The sequence below is a fragment of the Pantoea sp. Morm genome (assembly GCF_016643525.1).
In the GTDB taxonomy this organism is placed as follows: domain Bacteria; phylum Pseudomonadota; class Gammaproteobacteria; order Enterobacterales; family Enterobacteriaceae; genus Pantoea; species Pantoea dispersa.
This window is the reverse complement of record NZ_VOQX01000017.1, coordinates 15,274-31,554: the sequence shown is the minus strand read 5'-3', so window position 1 is coordinate 31,554 and position 16,281 is coordinate 15,274. Positions and strand designations below refer to the sequence as shown.

The window sequence follows — 16,281 nt, the reverse complement described above, 5'->3', positions numbered from 1 at the left end:
AAGTCTCAGACGAAACAGGCAGCCGCGGCTGCCTGTTGCGTTATCAGCCGTTCCGATCCGGCCGGTCAATAATGTGTTCTTCCCAGTCGCGCACTTCACTCTCGCGCACCGCGATGTATCGCACCGAAATACGCTGAGCATGCATCGCCTTCTTCGACCCGGCAATCAGCGGGTGCCATGCCGGCAGCCTTTTGCCCTCCCCTAACAGCCGGTAAGCGCAGGTGCGCGGCAGCCAGTTAAAGGTGGTGAGATTCTCGCGCGTCAGCTTGATGCAATCTTCTTCGTACTCGAAGCGACGCTCATAATTGCGGCACTGACAGGTCTTGATGTTGAGCTGATTGCAGGCGACGTTAGTGAAGTAAATCTCATCGGTATCCGCATCCTGCAACTTATTCAGACAGCACTGTCCACAGCCGTCGCACAGCGATTCCCACTCTGCGTCGTTCATTTGGTCCAGGCGTTTGGTCTGCCAGAAAGGTTGGTCGGTCATGATAGCGGTCCGGGTTGAGCAACAAGACCGCACCTTATAAAGCTTCAGGTGCGGTGATGCAAGTATTACAGTACGCGGGTGCTGATACCGTGACCGGCCAGCGACACTTCCAGCTTATCGCCGGAGCGCAGCGGGCCCACGCCTTCAGGCGTACCGGTCAGCACCACGTCACCGGCGCGCAGCGTGAAGTACTGGCTCATGTAAGCAATCAGCGGCAGAATTTTGTGGATCATATCTGCCGTAGTGCCGTGCTGGCGCACCTCGCCGTTAATGACCAGCTTGAGTTCGGCATCCTGCGGATCGACGCTGAATTCAGCCGCCGGGATAAACCCGGACAGCGGACAGGAGTTATCGAAACTCTTGGCGCGCTCCCATGGCTGACCGGCTTTCTTAAACCCGGCCTGCAGATCGCGCAGCGTTAAATCCAGCGCGACGCCATAACCGGCAATCGCTTTCGCCACGTGCTCTTCACTGGCCTGCTTCAGGGTAGCGCCAATCAGCACCGCCAGCTCCACTTCATGATGCACCTCACCAAAGCTGGCCGGGATCGACAGTGGCTGCCGCAAATCGCACACCGCGGTTTCCGGTTTGATAAACACCACCGGCTCACTCGGGGTGGCGCTGCCCATCTCTTTAATATGCTTTGCATAGTTGCTGCCGACGCACACCACTTTGCTGACCGGATAATCCAACAGCGCGCCCTGCCAGTTACGATGCTGATACATGCTAATCCCCTGCTTGAGTTGTGTTAGGTGCCAGCCGCGCTGGCGAAGATGTCTCATCAGCCGCCGGAACGTGGCAGGCTGCTGAGCACTATATTAGCGGGTTTATCGCGGCGCACGTGACGGAAAGCGGCAAAAGCCGTTCCCCTGTTCATCAGGTCCGCCGCTTAAGACAACGATTATTGCCCACAATAATGGGTTAAGGTGAGCAATTAAATTAATGCCGAAGCACTGATTATATTTACAGGATATATTTTTACAGATGAATCTGAATTAAACTTTTTTACCCTGTTCAAGATGAATGTTGAGCAGACTTTCAACCGGTGGTGGGATCTGCAAATAATAACCTTGTTCGCTTAAACCCTGCTTCACTTTATTGATGTCAGCGTTGGCCAGCCTGTCGCGCTGGTCGAGCGACAGCACCATCGCCAGCTGCGGTTTACCAAAGCCGCGCAGCAATTCTTCCGGGACGCGCGAAAAATCGTCTTTTTTTTCTACATACAGATAAGTCTGGTCACGTTGCGGGCTTCTATAGATCACACAAAACATATTTTTTACTCGAATTAACTAAGGGCGTCACTTGCCTGAATATAGCAGTAACTATAACATGCTTGCAGAACTTCGAATATTGACCCGCGGATGTTAATGACGATTTTATCGGCGTTTACTTCAGGGTCGTAAAACAGGACTGAGTCAGGACAGATGTCGCAATCGCCAATCGAATTCAAGGGCAGCAGTTTTACCCTGTCAGTTGTTCATCTGCACCATTCGCAACCCGAGGTGATTCGTCAGGCGCTGCAGGACAAAATCGACCAGGCCCCGGCTTTTCTGCACAACGCGCCGGTGGTGCTGAACGTGTCAGCCCTGAACGGTGACATCAACTGGAAGCAGATGCAGCAGGCCGTCAGCGCCACCGGCTTACGCATTGTGGGCGTGAGCGGCTGCAAAGATGAAGCCCTGAAAAAGATGATTGCCCGCGCTGGCCTGCCGGTGCTGTCAGAGGGTAAAGAGAACCGCAAACGCGCTGATGCGCCCGCGCCGGAGCCGGAAGCGGTCGCGCCGCCGGTCAGCGAACCGGCCAGCAAAACGCGTATCATCAATACGCCAGTGCGTTCCGGTCAGCAGATTTACGCGCGCAACGCCGATTTGATCGTCACCAGCAGCGTCAGCGCCAGTGCCGAACTGGTGGCTGACGGCAACATTCATATTTACGGCATGATGCGCGGCCGCGCGCTGGCCGGTGCCAGCGGCGATCGCGACTGCCAGATTTTTTGCACCAACCTGTCAGCAGAGTTGGTCTCCATTGCCGGCGAATACTGGATCATGGACCAGATCCCGGCGGAATTCTTTGGTAAAGCTGCGCGCCTGTGCCTTAAAGAGGGCGCGCTCACCATCCAGACACTTAATTAGGCCCCTTTTCTTTCGTTAAGGAAATCAACATTTATGGCACGCATCATTGTAGTTACATCGGGTAAAGGGGGCGTTGGCAAGACCACGTCAAGCGCGGCCATCGCCACAGGGTTAGCGCAGAAAGGCAAAAAAACCGTGGTGATCGATTTTGATATCGGTCTGCGTAACCTCGATCTGATCATGGGCTGTGAACGCCGCGTGGTGTATGACTTTGTCAACGTTATTCAGGGCGATGCGACGCTGAATCAGGCACTGATTCGCGACAAGCGCACCGAGCAGCTTTATATTCTGCCCGCCTCACAAACCCGTGATAAAGATGCCCTGACCCGCGAAGGCGTGGAAAAAGTGCTGAACGACCTGGCGGCAATGGACTTCGATTTTATCGTCTGCGACTCGCCGGCCGGTATCGAAACCGGTGCGCTGATGGCGCTGTACTTCGCGGATGAAGCGATCATTACCACCAACCCGGAAGTCTCTTCCGTGCGTGACTCAGACCGTATTCTCGGCATCATCTCGTCGAAATCACGTCGCGCTGAAAACAGCGAAGAGCCGGTAAAAGAGCACCTGTTACTGACCCGCTATAACCCGGGACGCGTAACGCGTGGCGACATGCTGAGCATGGAAGACGTGCTGGAAATCCTGCGCATTCCTCTGGTCGGCGTGATTCCGGAAGATCAGTCGGTGCTGCGCGCGTCTAACCAGGGTGAGCCCGTGATCCTCGATGCAAACTCTGACGCCGGTAAAGCTTACGCTGATACCGTAGATCGCCTGCTTGGCGAAGAACGCCCCTTCCGCTTTATCGAAGAAGAGAAGAAGGGTTTCCTGAAACGCCTGTTCGGGGGATAACCAATGGCATTACTTGATTTCTTTTTATCCCGTAAGAAGAACACAGCCAACATAGCCAAGGAGAGGCTGCAGATTATCGTGGCCGAACGCAGAAGGGGCGACAATGAGCCCCACTATCTGCCGCAGCTGAAGCGCGATATCCTGGAAGTGATCTGTAAATACGTGAAAATTGACCCGGACATGGTCACGGTGCAGCTGGATCAGAAAGGGGATGACATCTCTATCCTCGAGCTCAACGTGACGCTGCCGGAGACGGAAGACGTTCCTAAATGATTGTAGCGGGTTCCTGATTTTCCCCTGCGTGGTTGCGCAGGGGAAAACGTTCCGCTTACAGCGTGTGTAAAATCTCGTCGATCCCGGCTTTCAACACCTCACCCCGCCAGCCTGCCAGCAGTTCCGGCGGACGCGTGGCGCTCTTCAGTCCCCAGTGCACGCTCAGCACCTGGTTAATCTGGCGCCGTGATGCTAACAGCTCCTGACTGTAACCGGTCTGCTCACTCACCTGCTGTACCAGCGCTTTAATCGCTTTAAACGCCTGCTTGTAGTGCGCGTGGTCAATCAGATTAGGCAACGGCGGCGGTAATGCGGCCTCATCCAGCGCCTGCGCCTCTGCCACCATCGCCACCAGCGCCTTACCGTGGAAGCGGATTTCGTGACCGTTCAGGCCGAGATGATCCAGCTCGCCAAGGCTGCCGGGCATAAAGCGCGCGACTTTCCACAGGTTCTCTTCGCGCACCACAAAATTCACCGCCATGTCTTTCTGCCGGGCGAGGTTGAGACGCCACGCGGCCAGGCGCTGCAGCACCGCCAGCTGGCGCGGACGCAGCTGCCACGCGTTGGTGATATCGCGCCACGCCTCTTCCGGCTGCAGTACGTCAAGACGGCGCTGACACAGCGTAGCGCACTCACTCAGCGCCGCCGCCATGTTGCCTGCCGCTTCGGTTTGCGCCACCAGCTGATGGGCGATCGGCAGCAGATAAGCCACATCGGCCGCAGCGTACTGGCACTGCCGCTCGGTAAGCGGACGCGCCAGCCAGTCGGTGCGCGCTTCGCTCTTATCCAGCTCAATCTGGTTGAAATGATTGACCATCGCGGCAAAGCCCCACGACAGCGGCTGCCCGGCGAAAGCGGCCAGAATCTGTGTATCGATCATCGGCTCCGGCAGGCAGCCGAAACGATGCAGGAAGACTTCAAGGTCTTCCCCGCCGGCGTGCAGGAACTTGGTCAGCTGACGATCCTGCAGCAGCGCAACAAACGGTGCCCAGTCGCTGATGGTTAACGGATCGATCAGAACCAGTTGCTCGCCATCGAAGAGCTGGATCAGGCCAAGCTGCGGATAGTACGTGCGGGTGCGCACGAATTCGGTATCCAGCGCCACGGCGCGATGCTGGCGGGCCTGCTGGCATACGGCGGCCAGCTGGTCATTGTGGTCGATCAGGGTGTAATTCACGTTGTCTTTCTCGCTGCGACAAACCTCGCACAGCGCTCCATGTTAAAAGCAATAAAAACGCCGGACGGTGCCGGCGTTAACCTGAGCATTCAGCGGAAGCCAGTACTACGCTTCGCGCTTCGCCTCATCGCGCAATTCGCGACGTAAAATTTTACCGACGTTGGTCTTCGGCAGCTCATCACGAAACTCGATAATCTTCGGCACTTTATAACCGGTGAGCTGACGGCGACAATGATCCAGCACTTCCTCTTTCGTCAGTGACGGATCTTTTTTCACGATGCACACTTTCACCGCTTCGCCGGAGAGATCGCTCGGCACGCCAATCGCCGCCGCTTCGCGCACCTTGGCGTGCTGCATCAGCACATCTTCGATTTCGTTAGGATACACGTTAAAGCCGGACACCAGAATCATGTCTTTTTTACGATCGACGATGCGGATAAACCCTTCCGCGTCCACGGTAACAATATCACCGGTGTGCAGCCAGCCATTTTTCAGCACTTCCTCGCTGGCATCCGGTCGCTGCCAGTAGCCAATCATGACCTGCGGCCCGCGAATGCAAAGTTCACCCGGTTCGCCTGGCGGTACGTCGCGATCTTCATCATCGACAATACGCACGTCGGTGGACGGAACCGGCAAACCGATGCTGCCGGTGTGGCAGGTAATATCATACGGATTAACCGACACCAGCGGTGAGCATTCGGTGAGTCCGTAGCCCTCCAGCAGATAGTGCCCGGTGAGTTTCTCCCAGCGCTCGGCCACCGCTTTCTGCACCGCCATGCCGCCACCGGCAGACAGACGCAGTGTGGAGAAGTCCAGCTGGTTAAAATTGGCATCGTTCAGCAGGGCGTTGAACAACGTATTAACACCGGTGATGGCGGTAAAGGGAAATTTACTCAGCTCTTTAACGAAGCCGGGAATATCGCGCGGGTTGGTAATCAGCAGGTTGGTGCCGCCCAGGTCGAGGAACAGCAGACAATTCACCGTCAGGGCAAAGATGTGATAAAGCGGCAGCGCGGTTACCACCTGCTCCTGTCCGGCGCGCAGCAGTTTACCGTAGGTGGCTTTGGTCTGCTCCAGATTAGCCTGCATGTTGCCGTGGGTCAGCATGGCGCCTTTCGCCACGCCGGTAGTGCCACCGGTGTACTGCAGAAATGCCAGATCCTGATTATTGATCACAGGACGATGATAGCTCATCTGCTCGCCCTGCTGCAGCGCATGACGAAACGGTACCGCCCCTGGCAGATGGTATTTCGGTACCAGCTTTTTCACATATTTAACGACGAAGTTCACCAGCGTGGCTTTTACCGGCGCCAGCTGATCGCCCATGCGCGTCAGCATCACGTGCTTAACCGGGGTTTCCGCGACCACTTTTTCCAGCGTATGGGCGAAGTTGGAGACAATGACAATCGCACTGGCACCGCTGTCGTTAAGCTGGTGCTTCAGCTCGCGCGGCGTGTACAACGGGTTAACATTCACCACCACCATACCGGCACGCAGCACGCCAAACAGCGCCACGGGATACTGCAGCAGATTCGGCATCATCAGCGCGACGCGATCGCCCTGCTGCAAGCCTAATCCCTGTTGCAGCCAGGCCGCAAAAGCACGGCTCTGCTGCTCCAGCTGGCGGTAAGTCATTGGCTGGCCCATGTTAATGAAAGCCACCTGATCGGCATAACGTTGCGCTGCGTGTTCGAAAAGATCGACCAAAGAGGGATAACGGTCTGCGTTAATTTCCGCTGGTACATCTGGCGGATAGCGTTTCAGCCAAACCTTGTTCAAAGATTCACCCCGATATTCTTGTTGCGTAGCCATCGCTGCCTCTGCAATCAGTGTTGTTAACAATATTTTAACTGATTGTACCAGTTTGCCTGTTCCGGCATTTTCAGGTTGCGAGGCGCATCACTAAATTTCGCGCATCGGTTGCGCGCCCAATAAAAAGGCCCGTTCGCGAGCACCGCGACCGGGCCGTAAAAAAACCTGTTTAGCGCTATTCGGTAAGAATGGTCTCGACCTGCGCCGGACCGCCGGTATTCATGCCCCAGTAGGGGTTAGGCCCCCAATAGCCGGGATGGCGACGCGTCGGCCCGTACCAAATCCACGGATCGATCGGCTGCGGCGGCGTCATCACCTGCTGAGTCAAATGCCAGCGCTGATAACCGCGCACATCAATCACCACAAAGTTGTAACTGGCTTTGCCAATTTCCCCTTTCTCGGTGCCTTTGATATTGCCCAGCACCGTGACGTACTGATTATTGACGTCGATCGGATCAACAAAACCATGAATGTCAGCATAAATGCGGCCAATTGAGGCAGCACCGAGGCGCGGTCGCGCGCTGTCATCCAGCGGCTGAGTGGCAATTTCCAGCCGGGTCAGGCCGTTAAGGTTGGTCACCTTCACGACTTTGCCGCCGAAGCGCGACTCCTGGCCGACATACAGCTGCGGCGCATTCATCACGCGTAATAAATCCTGCTGTGGAAGCTGAGAACTCCCTTTAATGGCATCCGGCACCGACACGCAGCCGCTGAGCAACAGCGCACAGGCTAACAGAGCGCCAGACATCCCTTTACGACTAATTGGCATAGCACTTCTCCTGTTATTTCTCCGTTAGACTGAAGGCGCAAAAATAAGTTGCGTGGGCGCCTAGCGTCCCGGCAATTTTTTCCATGCCACTTCATTGCGCAGATAAACCGGCTCAGCATTTTCCACCGCCACGCTATCGCCGCGCTGCCAGGCGCTGAGCGCCAGCGGCAGCATATCTTCTGCGGCAGGCAGCGTGACCGTGGTGGTCAGCAGTTGTGCCCCGGTCGCGCCAGCCAGCAGCTGCGGATAAGCCTGCCAGCCGGTGCCGACGGTGGCCCACTCGCCGCTCAGCTGCGCGATGCGCGCCTGTGCCGCTTCCGGCTTCAGTACGGCTTCGCTCTCAGCGCCCTGCCACGCGCCCTGCTCATTACGCTGATACTCTGCCCAGTAGACTTCACCCATGCGCGCATCAATCGCCGCCAGCACGCGCGTTGCCCCGGTCAAACGCCAGGCACCCTGCGCCATGGTTGCCAGCGAGGATACGCCAATCATCGGCAGATTTGCGCCCAGCGCCAGGCCCTGCGCGATGCCAATGCCGATGCGCACGCCGGTAAAACTGCCGGGCCCGCGGCCAAACGCCAGCGCGTCCAGCGCGTCCAGCGCCAGCGACTGCGCCTGCAGCAATTCCTGCACCAGCGGCAAAATACGTTGAGTATGATCGCGGGGCGCGATTTCGAAGCGGGCATCGATCTGCTGCTGATTCAGCAGCGCGGCAGAACAGGCTTCTGTCGCGGTGTCCAGGGCTAAAATTCGGGCGGACATAACAACCTCAGAGAATCAAAATGGCGCGCATCTTACCACAGCCTGGCACAAATTAGTGCTGCTCTGGCGGACGCACAAAGTCAATCGCACGTTGTAAATCGCGGGTGCGCGGTGTCGGCGGCAGGCTATTAAGGAACAGTCCGCCATACGGACGCGACACCAGCCGCTGGTCACAAATCACCAGCACGCCGCGATCGTCGGTATCGCGAATCAGACGGCCCACGCCCTGCTTGAGGGTGATCACCGCGTCCGGCAGCTGCACATCGTTGAACGGATCGCCGCCGCGCAGACGGCAATCCTCCATGCGCGCCTTCAGCAGCGGATCTTCCGGCGAGGTAAACGGCAGCTTGTCGATGATCACCAGCGACAGCGCATCACCGCGCACGTCAACGCCTTCCCAGAAGCTGCTGGTGGCCACCAGCAGTGCATTGCCGGCGTCAAGAAACTGTTTGAGCAGCTGGCCTTTGCTGGTTTCGCCCTGCAACAGCACCGGTAAGGTCATGGAGGCGCGGAACTCCGCTGCCAGCTCGCGCATCATTTTGTGCGAGGTGCACAGGAAGAAACAGCGCCCTTTGTTGGCTTCAATCAGCGGTTTCATCATGCGTGCCAGCTGACGCGCACCGCCAGGATAGTTGGGTTCCGGCATGTTGCGCGGCACGCACAGCAAGGCCTGCTGCGCATAATCAAACGGACTTTCGAGGATCAGGGTGCGGGCATTATCCACGCCGAGCCGGCTGGCGAAGTGGCTCATCTGTTCGTTGACCGCCAGCGTCGCCGAGGTAAATACCCACGCCGCTTTGCGTCCGTCCATCACTTCGCGGAAGCGCTCCGCAACCGACAGCGGCGTCAGCGCCAGCGTAAAGTGCCGGCTGCTGCATTCGTACCAGTAGCTAAAGCCCGGTTCATCAATCGCACGTAAACGCTTGAGCCGGGTGCGATACAGCGCGGCACGCTCGAAGGCAGCGTCCAGCAGCGCGGAACGGCCCAGCGACAGCTTAATCACGTCGTAACACAGCTCGAGCGCATCATCCAGCAGCGTAAACATGCGCATGATGTTGTTGTCGCTCAGCAGGTCACGCAGATTGCCGCGAAAACCGGGCTCGCCCAGCGTCAGGCGGAAATCCTGTGCGCACTGCGCCAGCCGGTCGGCGGATTTCTGCAGCTGCTGCACATCGCGCACCTCGGTGCGGTAGGAAAGGATAATGTCTTTGGCGAGATCCTGCAGTTGCCGGCTCGACAGCTGCTGGCCAAAATACTGGCTGGCTATATCCGGCAGCTGGTGCGCTTCATCGAAGATCATCACGTCAGCTTCCGGGATCAGCTCGCCAAATCCCCCCTCTTTGACCACCAGGTCAGCGAGAAACAGGTGATGGTTCACCACCACCACATCCGCATCCATCGCTTTTTTGCGCGCCTTCACCACGAAGCAATCTTTATACAGCGGGCAATCGCTGCCGAGGCAGTTATCGTTGGTGCTGGTGACGTAAGGCCAGATCGGGCTGTCTTCCGCGACGCCAGCGCAGCTGCTGACGTCGCCATCAACGGTCTCCGATGACCAGCTGCGCACGTTAATCAGATCGCCGAGCGCCTGCACGCTGAGATCGCCGCCGGTCTGATTTTGCTGCTCCAGCCGTTCCAGGCACAGATAGTTGGAGCGCCCTTTCAGCAGCGCGGTTTTGCCGCTGAACGCCAGGGCGCGGGCAATGGTCGGCAGATCGCGGTTGTAGAGCTGATCCTGCAACGCTTTGGAACCGGTCGATACAATGACTTTTTTCTTCGCCCGCAACGCCGGTGCCAGATACGCATAAGTTTTACCGGTGCCGGTGCCGGCCTCGACCACCAGCTCGCCCGCCTGCTGCACCGCTTCGCTCACTGCCTGCGCCATTTCGCGCTGTGCCGCACGCGGCTTAAAGCCGGGAATTGCCTGCGCTAACGCGCCATCCGCTGCAAAATCGTCTGCCACACATCCTCACCGATTGCTCTTAAAACTACTGTAATTATGTCAGGATTCACCGCAGGCGACCACAACAGATGACAGCCGGCCATGGGATATGGCAGGCTAACGCAGCAAAAATAAAGGAGAACAGCATGACCATTACGCGTATTGATGCCGAGCACCGCATGTCCGAAGCGGTTGTACATGACCAGACCGTGTATTACACCAGCGTGCCGGAGAATCTGGATGACGATGCGGAAGCGCAGACCGCCAACGCGCTGGCGGTGATTGACCGCATCCTGACGCGCGTGGGTTCGGATAAAAGCAAAATTCTCGACGCCACCATTTTTCTGGTAGATAAAGATGACTTTGCCGCGATGAACCGCGCCTGGGATGCGTGGGTCTCGCCGGGTAATGCGCCGGTACGCTGCACGGTGCAGGCCGGCCTGATGAATCCGCGCTACAAAGTGGAAATCAAAATCATCGCCGCGTTATAACGCTCGCCGGGCGCTATTCGTCCTCTTCGAAGCGCGCCCGAATCGCTTCGCCCTGATGGTTCTGGCGAATTTCCTGCGCCACCTGCGCAATCGCCTGTCCGCTGGACATGCCGCCGGCCATCAGTTCCTGAATACGTTCCACTGCCTGCTGCTGCTGTTCGTGTGATAAAGCCGGAAGACCTGAAAACATGATGCACTCCTGTAATGGGGGGACGCATTATTCCACGCCGAACAAACAGGTGCCAGCAGCAAAAAAATATGCCAGGCTACGCGCCTGCCTGCTGAACTGATTTAGCCAAACGAACGTGAAAACCCTCTCGCTACAGTATACGCCCGATATACTTTTACACCGTTTTTCCACGCTGGCGCACCGCCCGTGGGCGATGCTGCTGACCTCTGGTCACGCCGAGCACGCGGATAACCGTTTCGATATTTTCACCGCCGACCCGCGGGTGACCCTGACGACGCGCGGTGACAGCACCGCCATCGACGACGGCACCGGCATCAGCCACTCTAACGCCGATCCGCTGCAGCTGGTGCAGCAGCAGCTGGACGCGCTGGGCATCCGGCCGGCGTTTGATGCAAATCTGCCGTTTCAGGGCGGCGCGCTGGGTCTGTTTGGTTATGACCTCGGTCGCCGTTTCGAAACGCTGCCGCAGCGGGCGCAGCAGGATTTACACACGCCGGATATGGCGGTCGGCATTTATGACTGGGCGCTGATTGCCGATCATCATCGCCAGACGCTGACGCTGATTGCCCTGCACGACGCGGAGCAGCGCTGGCAGTGGCTACAGGCGCTGGCGGTGCCGCAGCCCAAACCTTTTGCCCTGACCAGCGACTGGCAGGCCAATATGAGCTATGCGCAGTACGCCGCGCGTTTCCAGGCGGTGCAGGCCTACATTCAGGCGGGTGATTGCTACCAGGTTAATCTGGCGCAGCGTTTCCAGGCCAGCTATCGCGGCGATGAGTGGCAGGCGTTTTTACGTCTCAACCGCGCCAACCGCGCGCCGTTCAGTGCCTTCATTCGTCTGCCGCACAGTGCCGTGCTGAGCTTGTCGCCCGAGCGTTTTCTCTCGCTGCAGCAACAGCAGATTGAAACCCGCCCGATTAAAGGCACGCTGCCGCGCCTGGCCGATCCGCAGGCCGATCGGCTGCAGGCGGAGAAACTGGCCAGCGCCGAAAAAGATCGGGCGGAAAACCTGATGATTGTGGACCTGCTGCGTAATGATATTGGCCGCGTCGCCGAGCCGGGCAGCGTCAGCGTGCCGGAGCTGTTCGTAGTGGAGCCGTTCCCGGCGGTGCATCACCTGGTGAGCACGGTGCGAGCCAGACTGCCGGACGCGCTCTCCGCTACCGATTTGCTGCGCGCCTGTTTCCCCGGCGGCTCCATTACCGGCGCGCCCAAGATCCGCGCCATGGAGATCATCGAGGAACTCGAACCGCAGCGGCGCAATGCGTGGTGCGGCAGTATCGGCTACATCAGCCTGTGTGGGCGTATGGACAGCAGCATTACCATCCGCACGCTGATTGCCGAAAACCAGCAACTGTACTGCGCGGCGGGCGGCGGCCTGGTGGCTGACAGCGATGCTGAGGCGGAATATCAGGAGACGCTGCACAAGCTCAACCGTATTCTGCCCTGTCTGCGTGATGAGGCGTGATATGGAGCTGACGCTGGCGCAGTTTCTCAGTCGCTTTGTGTTGCAGCCACCGCTGGCGACCGCGCACAGCGTGATCAGCGGACGCCGTGCCGCGGTGCTGGTACCGGTGATTGATGGCGACCAGCCCGAACTGCTGCTGACCCGCCGCTCCGCGCTGCTGCGCAAACACGCCGGGCAGGTGGCGTTCCCCGGCGGCATGATGGATGCCACTGACGATTCGCTGATCGCCACCGCGCTGCGTGAAGCACAGGAAGAAGTGGGCATCGCACCGCAGCAGGTGCGGGTGGTCGGCGTGTTACCGCCGGTCACCAGCAGTACCGGTTTCGCCGTCACGCCCGTTGTCGGCATCATTCCGCCGCACCTGCCGCTGCGGCTCAACCCGGATGAAGTTGAAAGCGCGTTTTCCATGCCGCTCGCTGAGGCGCTGCGGCTGGGGCGCTACAGCGGACTGACGCTGCGCCACGGTCATCGTCAGCATCAGGTGTGGCTGTCGTGGTATGAAGATTATTTTATCTGGGGCATGACCGCCGGTATCCTGCGCGCGCTCGGCCAGCAGATCGCCCTGCCCTGATCCCCCGTCCCGTTTCACCCTGGCCGAAAAATTGATCCCGTTCACATCCGGGGATACGGATAACTATTTCTGTGGTTTATAATTAGTTTATTTCATGCGAAAAGCTGCTCGCTGCCGCCCGCTGGCGATTACTATTAGCCGCATTAACGGCCTGCGCCGTAGAAAAGAAGATTTGTGAGGAGCGTCACCGGTGATAAGTGTTTTTGACATGTTCAAAGTGGGTATCGGCCCGTCCAGTTCGCATACCGTTGGCCCGATGAAAGCGGGCAAGCAGTTTGTTGATCTGCTGATCGAGCAGGGCAAGCTGCAGGACGTGACGCGCGTGGCGGTGGACGTCTACGGCTCACTGTCGCTCACCGGTAAAGGACACCACACCGACATTGCCATCATTATGGGTCTGGCCGGCTTTGAGCCTGCCAGCGTCGACATCGACAGCATTCCGGCGTTTATCAAAGATGTCGAAACGCGTGAGCGGCTGCTGCTGGCACAGGGCGCGCGCGAGGTCGACTTCCCGCGTGACGGCGGCATGGTCTTTCGCAGCGAAAACCTGTCGCTGCATGAAAACGGCATGACCCTGTACGCTTTTGCCGGCGATCGGCTGCTTGAGCGCAAAACCTATTACTCGATTGGCGGTGGCTTTATTGTCGACGAAGCGCACTTTGGTCAGTCAGTGCTGGATGAGGTCGCTGTACCCTACCCGTTCCATTCAGCCAAAGAGTTGCTCAGCCACTGCCGCGATACCGGCATGTCGCTTTCCGGGCTGGTGATGAAGAACGAGCTGGCGCTGCACAGCCGGGACGAGATTTACGCCTATTTTGGCAACATCTGGCAAACCATGCAGGCGTGTATCGATCGTGGCCTGAATACCGAAGGTGTGCTGCCGGGCCCGCTGCGCGTGCCGCGCCGGGCGGCGTCGCTGCGACGTCTGCTGGTCTCCTCGACCAAACACTCCAACGATCCGATGAATGTCATCGACTGGGTCAATATGTTTGCGCTGGCGGTGAATGAAGAGAATGCGGCCGGTGGTCGTGTGGTCACCGCACCGACCAACGGTGCCTGCGGCATCGTGCCGGCGGTGCTGGCGTATTACGATCACTTCATCGAAACGGTCACGCCGGATATTTTTATCCGCTACTTCCTCGCCTCGGGCGCGATTGGCGTGTTGTATAAAATGAACGCTTCGATTTCCGGTGCCGAAGTCGGCTGCCAGGGTGAAGTGGGCGTGGCCTGCTCAATGGCCGCCGCCGGCCTTGCTGAATTACTGGGAGCCAGCCCGGAGCAGGTGTGTGTTGCCGCTGAAATCGGCATGGAACACAACCTCGGACTGACCTGCGATCCGGTCGCTGGTCAGGTACAGGTGCCGTGCATTGAACGCAACGCCATTGCTTCGGTGAAAGCGATCAACGCCGCGCGGATGGCGCTGCGCCGCACCAGCGAGCCGCGCGTATCGCTGGATAAGGTGATCGAGACGATGTACGAGACCGGCAAAGATATGAACGCTAAATATCGTGAGACCTCGCGTGGCGGTCTGGCGATCAAGGTGCAGTGCGACTGACCGGCAACGTCGCGTTTCGCTGCTGACAATTGCAGCGATCGGCCATTATTTCTGCAATGGCCTCTACCTCCGCGTTATCAAACCAGATACATTATTTTTGCGCGCGACCTCTACCGGTCGCGCGATTTTTTAGTGCCGCTTTTTTTCTCCAGCCGCGCTAAATTTGGCCGCCGCCATGCCGATAACCTTCACGTTAATTTGGCCTCATTCTTTGTCTTAGCAAGGTGGTTACTGATGCTCCTTCCCCAGCAATTTGTGGGTCAATTTCGCCGTAAGCGCCTGCTTATTGCGTTGGTGATCGCGTCGCTGGTTCTCATTCTTACGCTGACTTTTCGCTACATCGAAGAGAAGTCACGCATTGAGCAGCAGTCCCTTAACTTTGCCACCCGCGCGATTGAGCGCTTTGACCGCATGTTTTCGCCGCTGGACGTCTCCGCCAACAACACGCTGGGGCTGGTGGGCGTGCCCTGCACGCAGGTGCGCTATCCGCTGATTGAGAAGATCGCCGCGCTGCAAACCGTGCGTACCGTGCTGCTGGTGCAGGACGATACCATCTACTGTTCGAGTATTTATGGCCCGCGTCACATCTCGTTCAGCCAGACCTATCCCGAGCTGGCGATCAACAACCAGCGCATGATGCTGTCTACCGACGACTACCTGCTTAAAGGTTCACCGGTGCTGCTGCTGTGGACGCCAAAGTCGCTGGATAACCAGGACGGCCTGCTGCAGATCATCAACATTGAACTGATGACCAACTATCTGCTGGAGCCGCAGCTGCCGTGGGTGGAGCGCGCGATCTTTAACGTAGGCGGACAGAGCCTCGAGTACGGTAATCCGCTGATCGAGCATACCGTGCCGTCCGATGACGAAGTGGCATACGATCAGGCCTCGCTGCGTTATCCCTACAGCATTACGCTGTACGGCCCGTCCCCGGCGCGACTGGCGCTCAATACCCTGCCGTCTCAGCTGCCGCTGGCGGTACTGCTGAGCCTGCTGCTGGGCTACATCGTCTGGCTGGCCACCGCCAATCGCATGAGCCTGAGCTGGCAAATCAGCTATGGCATCACCGCTAACGAATTTATGGTCTACTGCCAGCCGCTGATCAATGCCCGCAGCGGCGACTGCGATGGTATCGAGCTGCTGCTGCGCTGGCACAATCCGCGTCAGGGCTGGATTGCCCCGGACGTATTTATTCCGCTGGCCGAACGCCAGAACCTGATTGCACCGCTGACGCGCTTTGTGATTGCCAGAGTCGTCGCGGAGTTGCCTAATCTGCCACAGTGCCCGGCTTTCCATATCGCGATTAACGTCGCGGCCAGCCACTTCCGCGATCGCCTGATTGTTGAGGATTTACAGCGCTACTGGTGGCCCGCCAATCCCCTGCCGAAACTGGTGGTGGAGCTGACCGAGCGCGATGCGCTGCCGGTCATCGACCAGACGGTCGTGGCGCAGCTGCATGAAATTGGCGTGCGGCTGGCGATTGACGATTTCGGTACCGGCCACAGTTCGCTGGCCTATCTGAAAGATCTGAAGCCGGACGTGCTGAAAATCGATAAAATCTTTACCGCCGCGATTGGCACTGACGCGATCAACGCCACGGTAACGGATATGGTGATTTCACTGGCGCAGCGGCTAAATATTGCGCTGGTCGCGGAGGGCGTGGAAACCGCCGAGCAGGCGCATTATCTGCGCGAGCGCGGCGTGGATCATCTGCAGGGTTACTACTATGCGCGCCCGATGCCGATTGAGGACTTCCCGCAATGGCTGGCGCAGCATCAGGCGCAGCTGGGCGCCTGATGCCGG

General features: G+C 58.3%; 17 protein-coding genes. 8 read left to right on the top strand and 9 right to left on the bottom strand.

Features of this window, described 5'->3' with window-relative positions:
• Positions 1-43: 43 nt before the first annotated feature.
• From FT726_RS08465 to FT726_RS08455, 3 genes are all read right to left on the bottom strand, one after another.
• On the bottom strand, positions 44-490 hold the full coding sequence (locus tag FT726_RS08465; protein WP_282996816.1) for a YcgN family cysteine cluster protein: 447 nt from the start codon (positions 488-490) through the stop codon (positions 44-46).
• 65 nt (positions 491-555) lie between these two features.
• The gene (locus tag FT726_RS08460) at positions 556-1,215 is read right to left on the bottom strand and encodes a fumarylacetoacetate hydrolase family protein (protein ID WP_021510045.1); all 660 of its coding nucleotides are present in this window, start codon (positions 1,213-1,215) and stop codon (positions 556-558) included.
• Between the two features lie 270 nt (positions 1,216-1,485).
• Positions 1,486-1,761 carry a YcgL domain-containing protein gene (locus FT726_RS08455; protein WP_021510044.1) on the bottom strand — a complete coding sequence of 92 codons (276 nt, stop codon included), beginning with the start codon at positions 1,759-1,761 and terminating at the stop codon, positions 1,486-1,488.
• Between the two features lie 153 nt (positions 1,762-1,914).
• Between FT726_RS08455 and minC the strand changes: the two genes are divergently transcribed.
• Genes minC through minE form a run of 3 tightly spaced genes read left to right on the top strand, consistent with a single transcriptional unit; the run spans position 1,915 to position 3,741 of the window.
• Positions 1,915-2,622, top strand: coding sequence for a septum site-determining protein MinC (minC, locus tag FT726_RS08450; RefSeq protein WP_346302669.1), 708 nt, complete (start codon positions 1,915-1,917; stop codon positions 2,620-2,622).
• 33 nt (positions 2,623-2,655) lie between these two features.
• Entirely contained in the window at positions 2,656-3,468 is an 813-nt protein-coding gene (gene minD / locus FT726_RS08445; protein ID WP_021510042.1) for a septum site-determining protein MinD, read from the top strand.
• A gap of 3 nt (positions 3,469-3,471) precedes the next feature.
• Positions 3,472-3,741: a cell division topological specificity factor MinE gene (minE, locus tag FT726_RS08440; RefSeq protein WP_346302668.1), complete on the top strand. Its 270-nt coding sequence runs from the start codon at positions 3,472-3,474 to the stop codon at positions 3,739-3,741.
• A 55-nt stretch (positions 3,742-3,796) separates the two neighbouring features.
• Here the strand turns inward: minE and rnd are convergent, their stop codons facing one another.
• The 5 genes from rnd to FT726_RS08415 form a co-directional block, all read right to left on the bottom strand.
• Positions 3,797-4,918, bottom strand: coding sequence for a ribonuclease D (gene rnd / locus FT726_RS08435; protein ID WP_021510041.1), 1,122 nt, complete (start codon positions 4,916-4,918; stop codon positions 3,797-3,799).
• A gap of 105 nt (positions 4,919-5,023) precedes the next feature.
• The gene (gene fadD / locus FT726_RS08430) at positions 5,024-6,697 is read right to left on the bottom strand and encodes a long-chain-fatty-acid--CoA ligase FadD (RefSeq protein WP_132462411.1); all 1,674 of its coding nucleotides are present in this window, start codon (positions 6,695-6,697) and stop codon (positions 5,024-5,026) included.
• A gap of 208 nt (positions 6,698-6,905) precedes the next feature.
• Positions 6,906-7,499: a Slp family lipoprotein gene (locus FT726_RS08425; protein WP_010616392.1), complete on the bottom strand. Its 594-nt coding sequence runs from the start codon at positions 7,497-7,499 to the stop codon at positions 6,906-6,908.
• 60 nt (positions 7,500-7,559) lie between these two features.
• A complete protein-coding gene (tsaB, locus tag FT726_RS08420) occupies positions 7,560-8,261 on the bottom strand; it encodes a tRNA (adenosine(37)-N6)-threonylcarbamoyltransferase complex dimerization subunit type 1 TsaB (protein ID WP_288423764.1) in 702 nt (233 codons plus the stop codon).
• Between the two features lie 52 nt (positions 8,262-8,313).
• Positions 8,314-10,224 (bottom strand): ATP-dependent DNA helicase, encoded by a 1,911-nt coding sequence (locus FT726_RS08415; protein WP_346302667.1) that lies wholly within the window; start codon positions 10,222-10,224, stop codon positions 8,314-8,316.
• A 125-nt stretch (positions 10,225-10,349) separates the two neighbouring features.
• On the opposite strand from FT726_RS08415, the gene FT726_RS08410 reads away from it, so the two are divergent.
• Entirely contained in the window at positions 10,350-10,694 is a 345-nt protein-coding gene (locus tag FT726_RS08410) for a RidA family protein (protein ID WP_282996304.1), read from the top strand.
• Positions 10,695-10,707: 13 nt separating this feature from the next.
• On the opposite strand, the gene FT726_RS08405 is transcribed toward FT726_RS08410, so the two are convergent.
• Complete coding sequence (locus tag FT726_RS08405) at positions 10,708-10,884, bottom strand: YoaH family protein (protein WP_010616389.1); 177 nt, start codon at positions 10,882-10,884, stop codon at positions 10,708-10,710.
• Between the two features lie 115 nt (positions 10,885-10,999).
• Between FT726_RS08405 and pabB the strand changes: the two genes are divergently transcribed.
• From pabB to FT726_RS08385, 4 genes are all read left to right on the top strand, one after another.
• On the top strand, positions 11,000-12,352 hold the full coding sequence (gene pabB, locus FT726_RS08400; protein WP_346302666.1) for an aminodeoxychorismate synthase component 1: 1,353 nt from the start codon (positions 11,000-11,002) through the stop codon (positions 12,350-12,352).
• Position 12,353: 1 nt separating this feature from the next.
• Complete coding sequence (locus FT726_RS08395; RefSeq protein ID WP_282996303.1) at positions 12,354-12,923, top strand: CoA pyrophosphatase; 570 nt, start codon at positions 12,354-12,356, stop codon at positions 12,921-12,923.
• A 190-nt stretch (positions 12,924-13,113) separates the two neighbouring features.
• Entirely contained in the window at positions 13,114-14,478 is a 1,365-nt protein-coding gene (locus tag FT726_RS08390) for an L-serine ammonia-lyase (protein ID WP_058774595.1), read from the top strand.
• A 234-nt stretch (positions 14,479-14,712) separates the two neighbouring features.
• On the top strand, positions 14,713-16,275 hold the full coding sequence (locus FT726_RS08385; RefSeq protein ID WP_058757738.1) for an EAL domain-containing protein: 1,563 nt from the start codon (positions 14,713-14,715) through the stop codon (positions 16,273-16,275).
• The last annotated feature ends 6 nt before the right edge of the window (positions 16,276-16,281 follow it).

Coding starts and splice junctions, on each gene's coding strand:
- FT726_RS08385 (WP_058757738.1), top strand. CDS start 14,713: ATGCTCCTTCCCCAGCAATTTGTGGGTCAATTTCGCCGTAAGCGCCTG.
- FT726_RS08405 (WP_010616389.1), bottom strand. CDS start 10,884: ATGTTTTCAGGTCTTCCGGCTTTATCACACGAACAGCAGCAGCAGGCA.
- FT726_RS08395 (WP_282996303.1), top strand. CDS start 12,354: ATGGAGCTGACGCTGGCGCAGTTTCTCAGTCGCTTTGTGTTGCAGCCA.
- minE (WP_346302668.1), top strand. CDS start 3,472: ATGGCATTACTTGATTTCTTTTTATCCCGTAAGAAGAACACAGCCAAC.
- FT726_RS08425 (WP_010616392.1), bottom strand. CDS start 7,499: ATGCCAATTAGTCGTAAAGGGATGTCTGGCGCTCTGTTAGCCTGTGCG.
- FT726_RS08455 (WP_021510044.1), bottom strand. CDS start 1,761: ATGTTTTGTGTGATCTATAGAAGCCCGCAACGTGACCAGACTTATCTG.
- FT726_RS08465 (WP_282996816.1), bottom strand. CDS start 490: ATGACCGACCAACCTTTCTGGCAGACCAAACGCCTGGACCAAATGAAC.
- tsaB (WP_288423764.1), bottom strand. CDS start 8,261: ATGTCCGCCCGAATTTTAGCCCTGGACACCGCGACAGAAGCCTGTTCT.
- minC (WP_346302669.1), top strand. CDS start 1,915: ATGTCGCAATCGCCAATCGAATTCAAGGGCAGCAGTTTTACCCTGTCA.
- FT726_RS08410 (WP_282996304.1), top strand. CDS start 10,350: ATGACCATTACGCGTATTGATGCCGAGCACCGCATGTCCGAAGCGGTT.
- minD (WP_021510042.1), top strand. CDS start 2,656: ATGGCACGCATCATTGTAGTTACATCGGGTAAAGGGGGCGTTGGCAAG.
- FT726_RS08460 (WP_021510045.1), bottom strand. CDS start 1,215: ATGTATCAGCATCGTAACTGGCAGGGCGCGCTGTTGGATTATCCGGTC.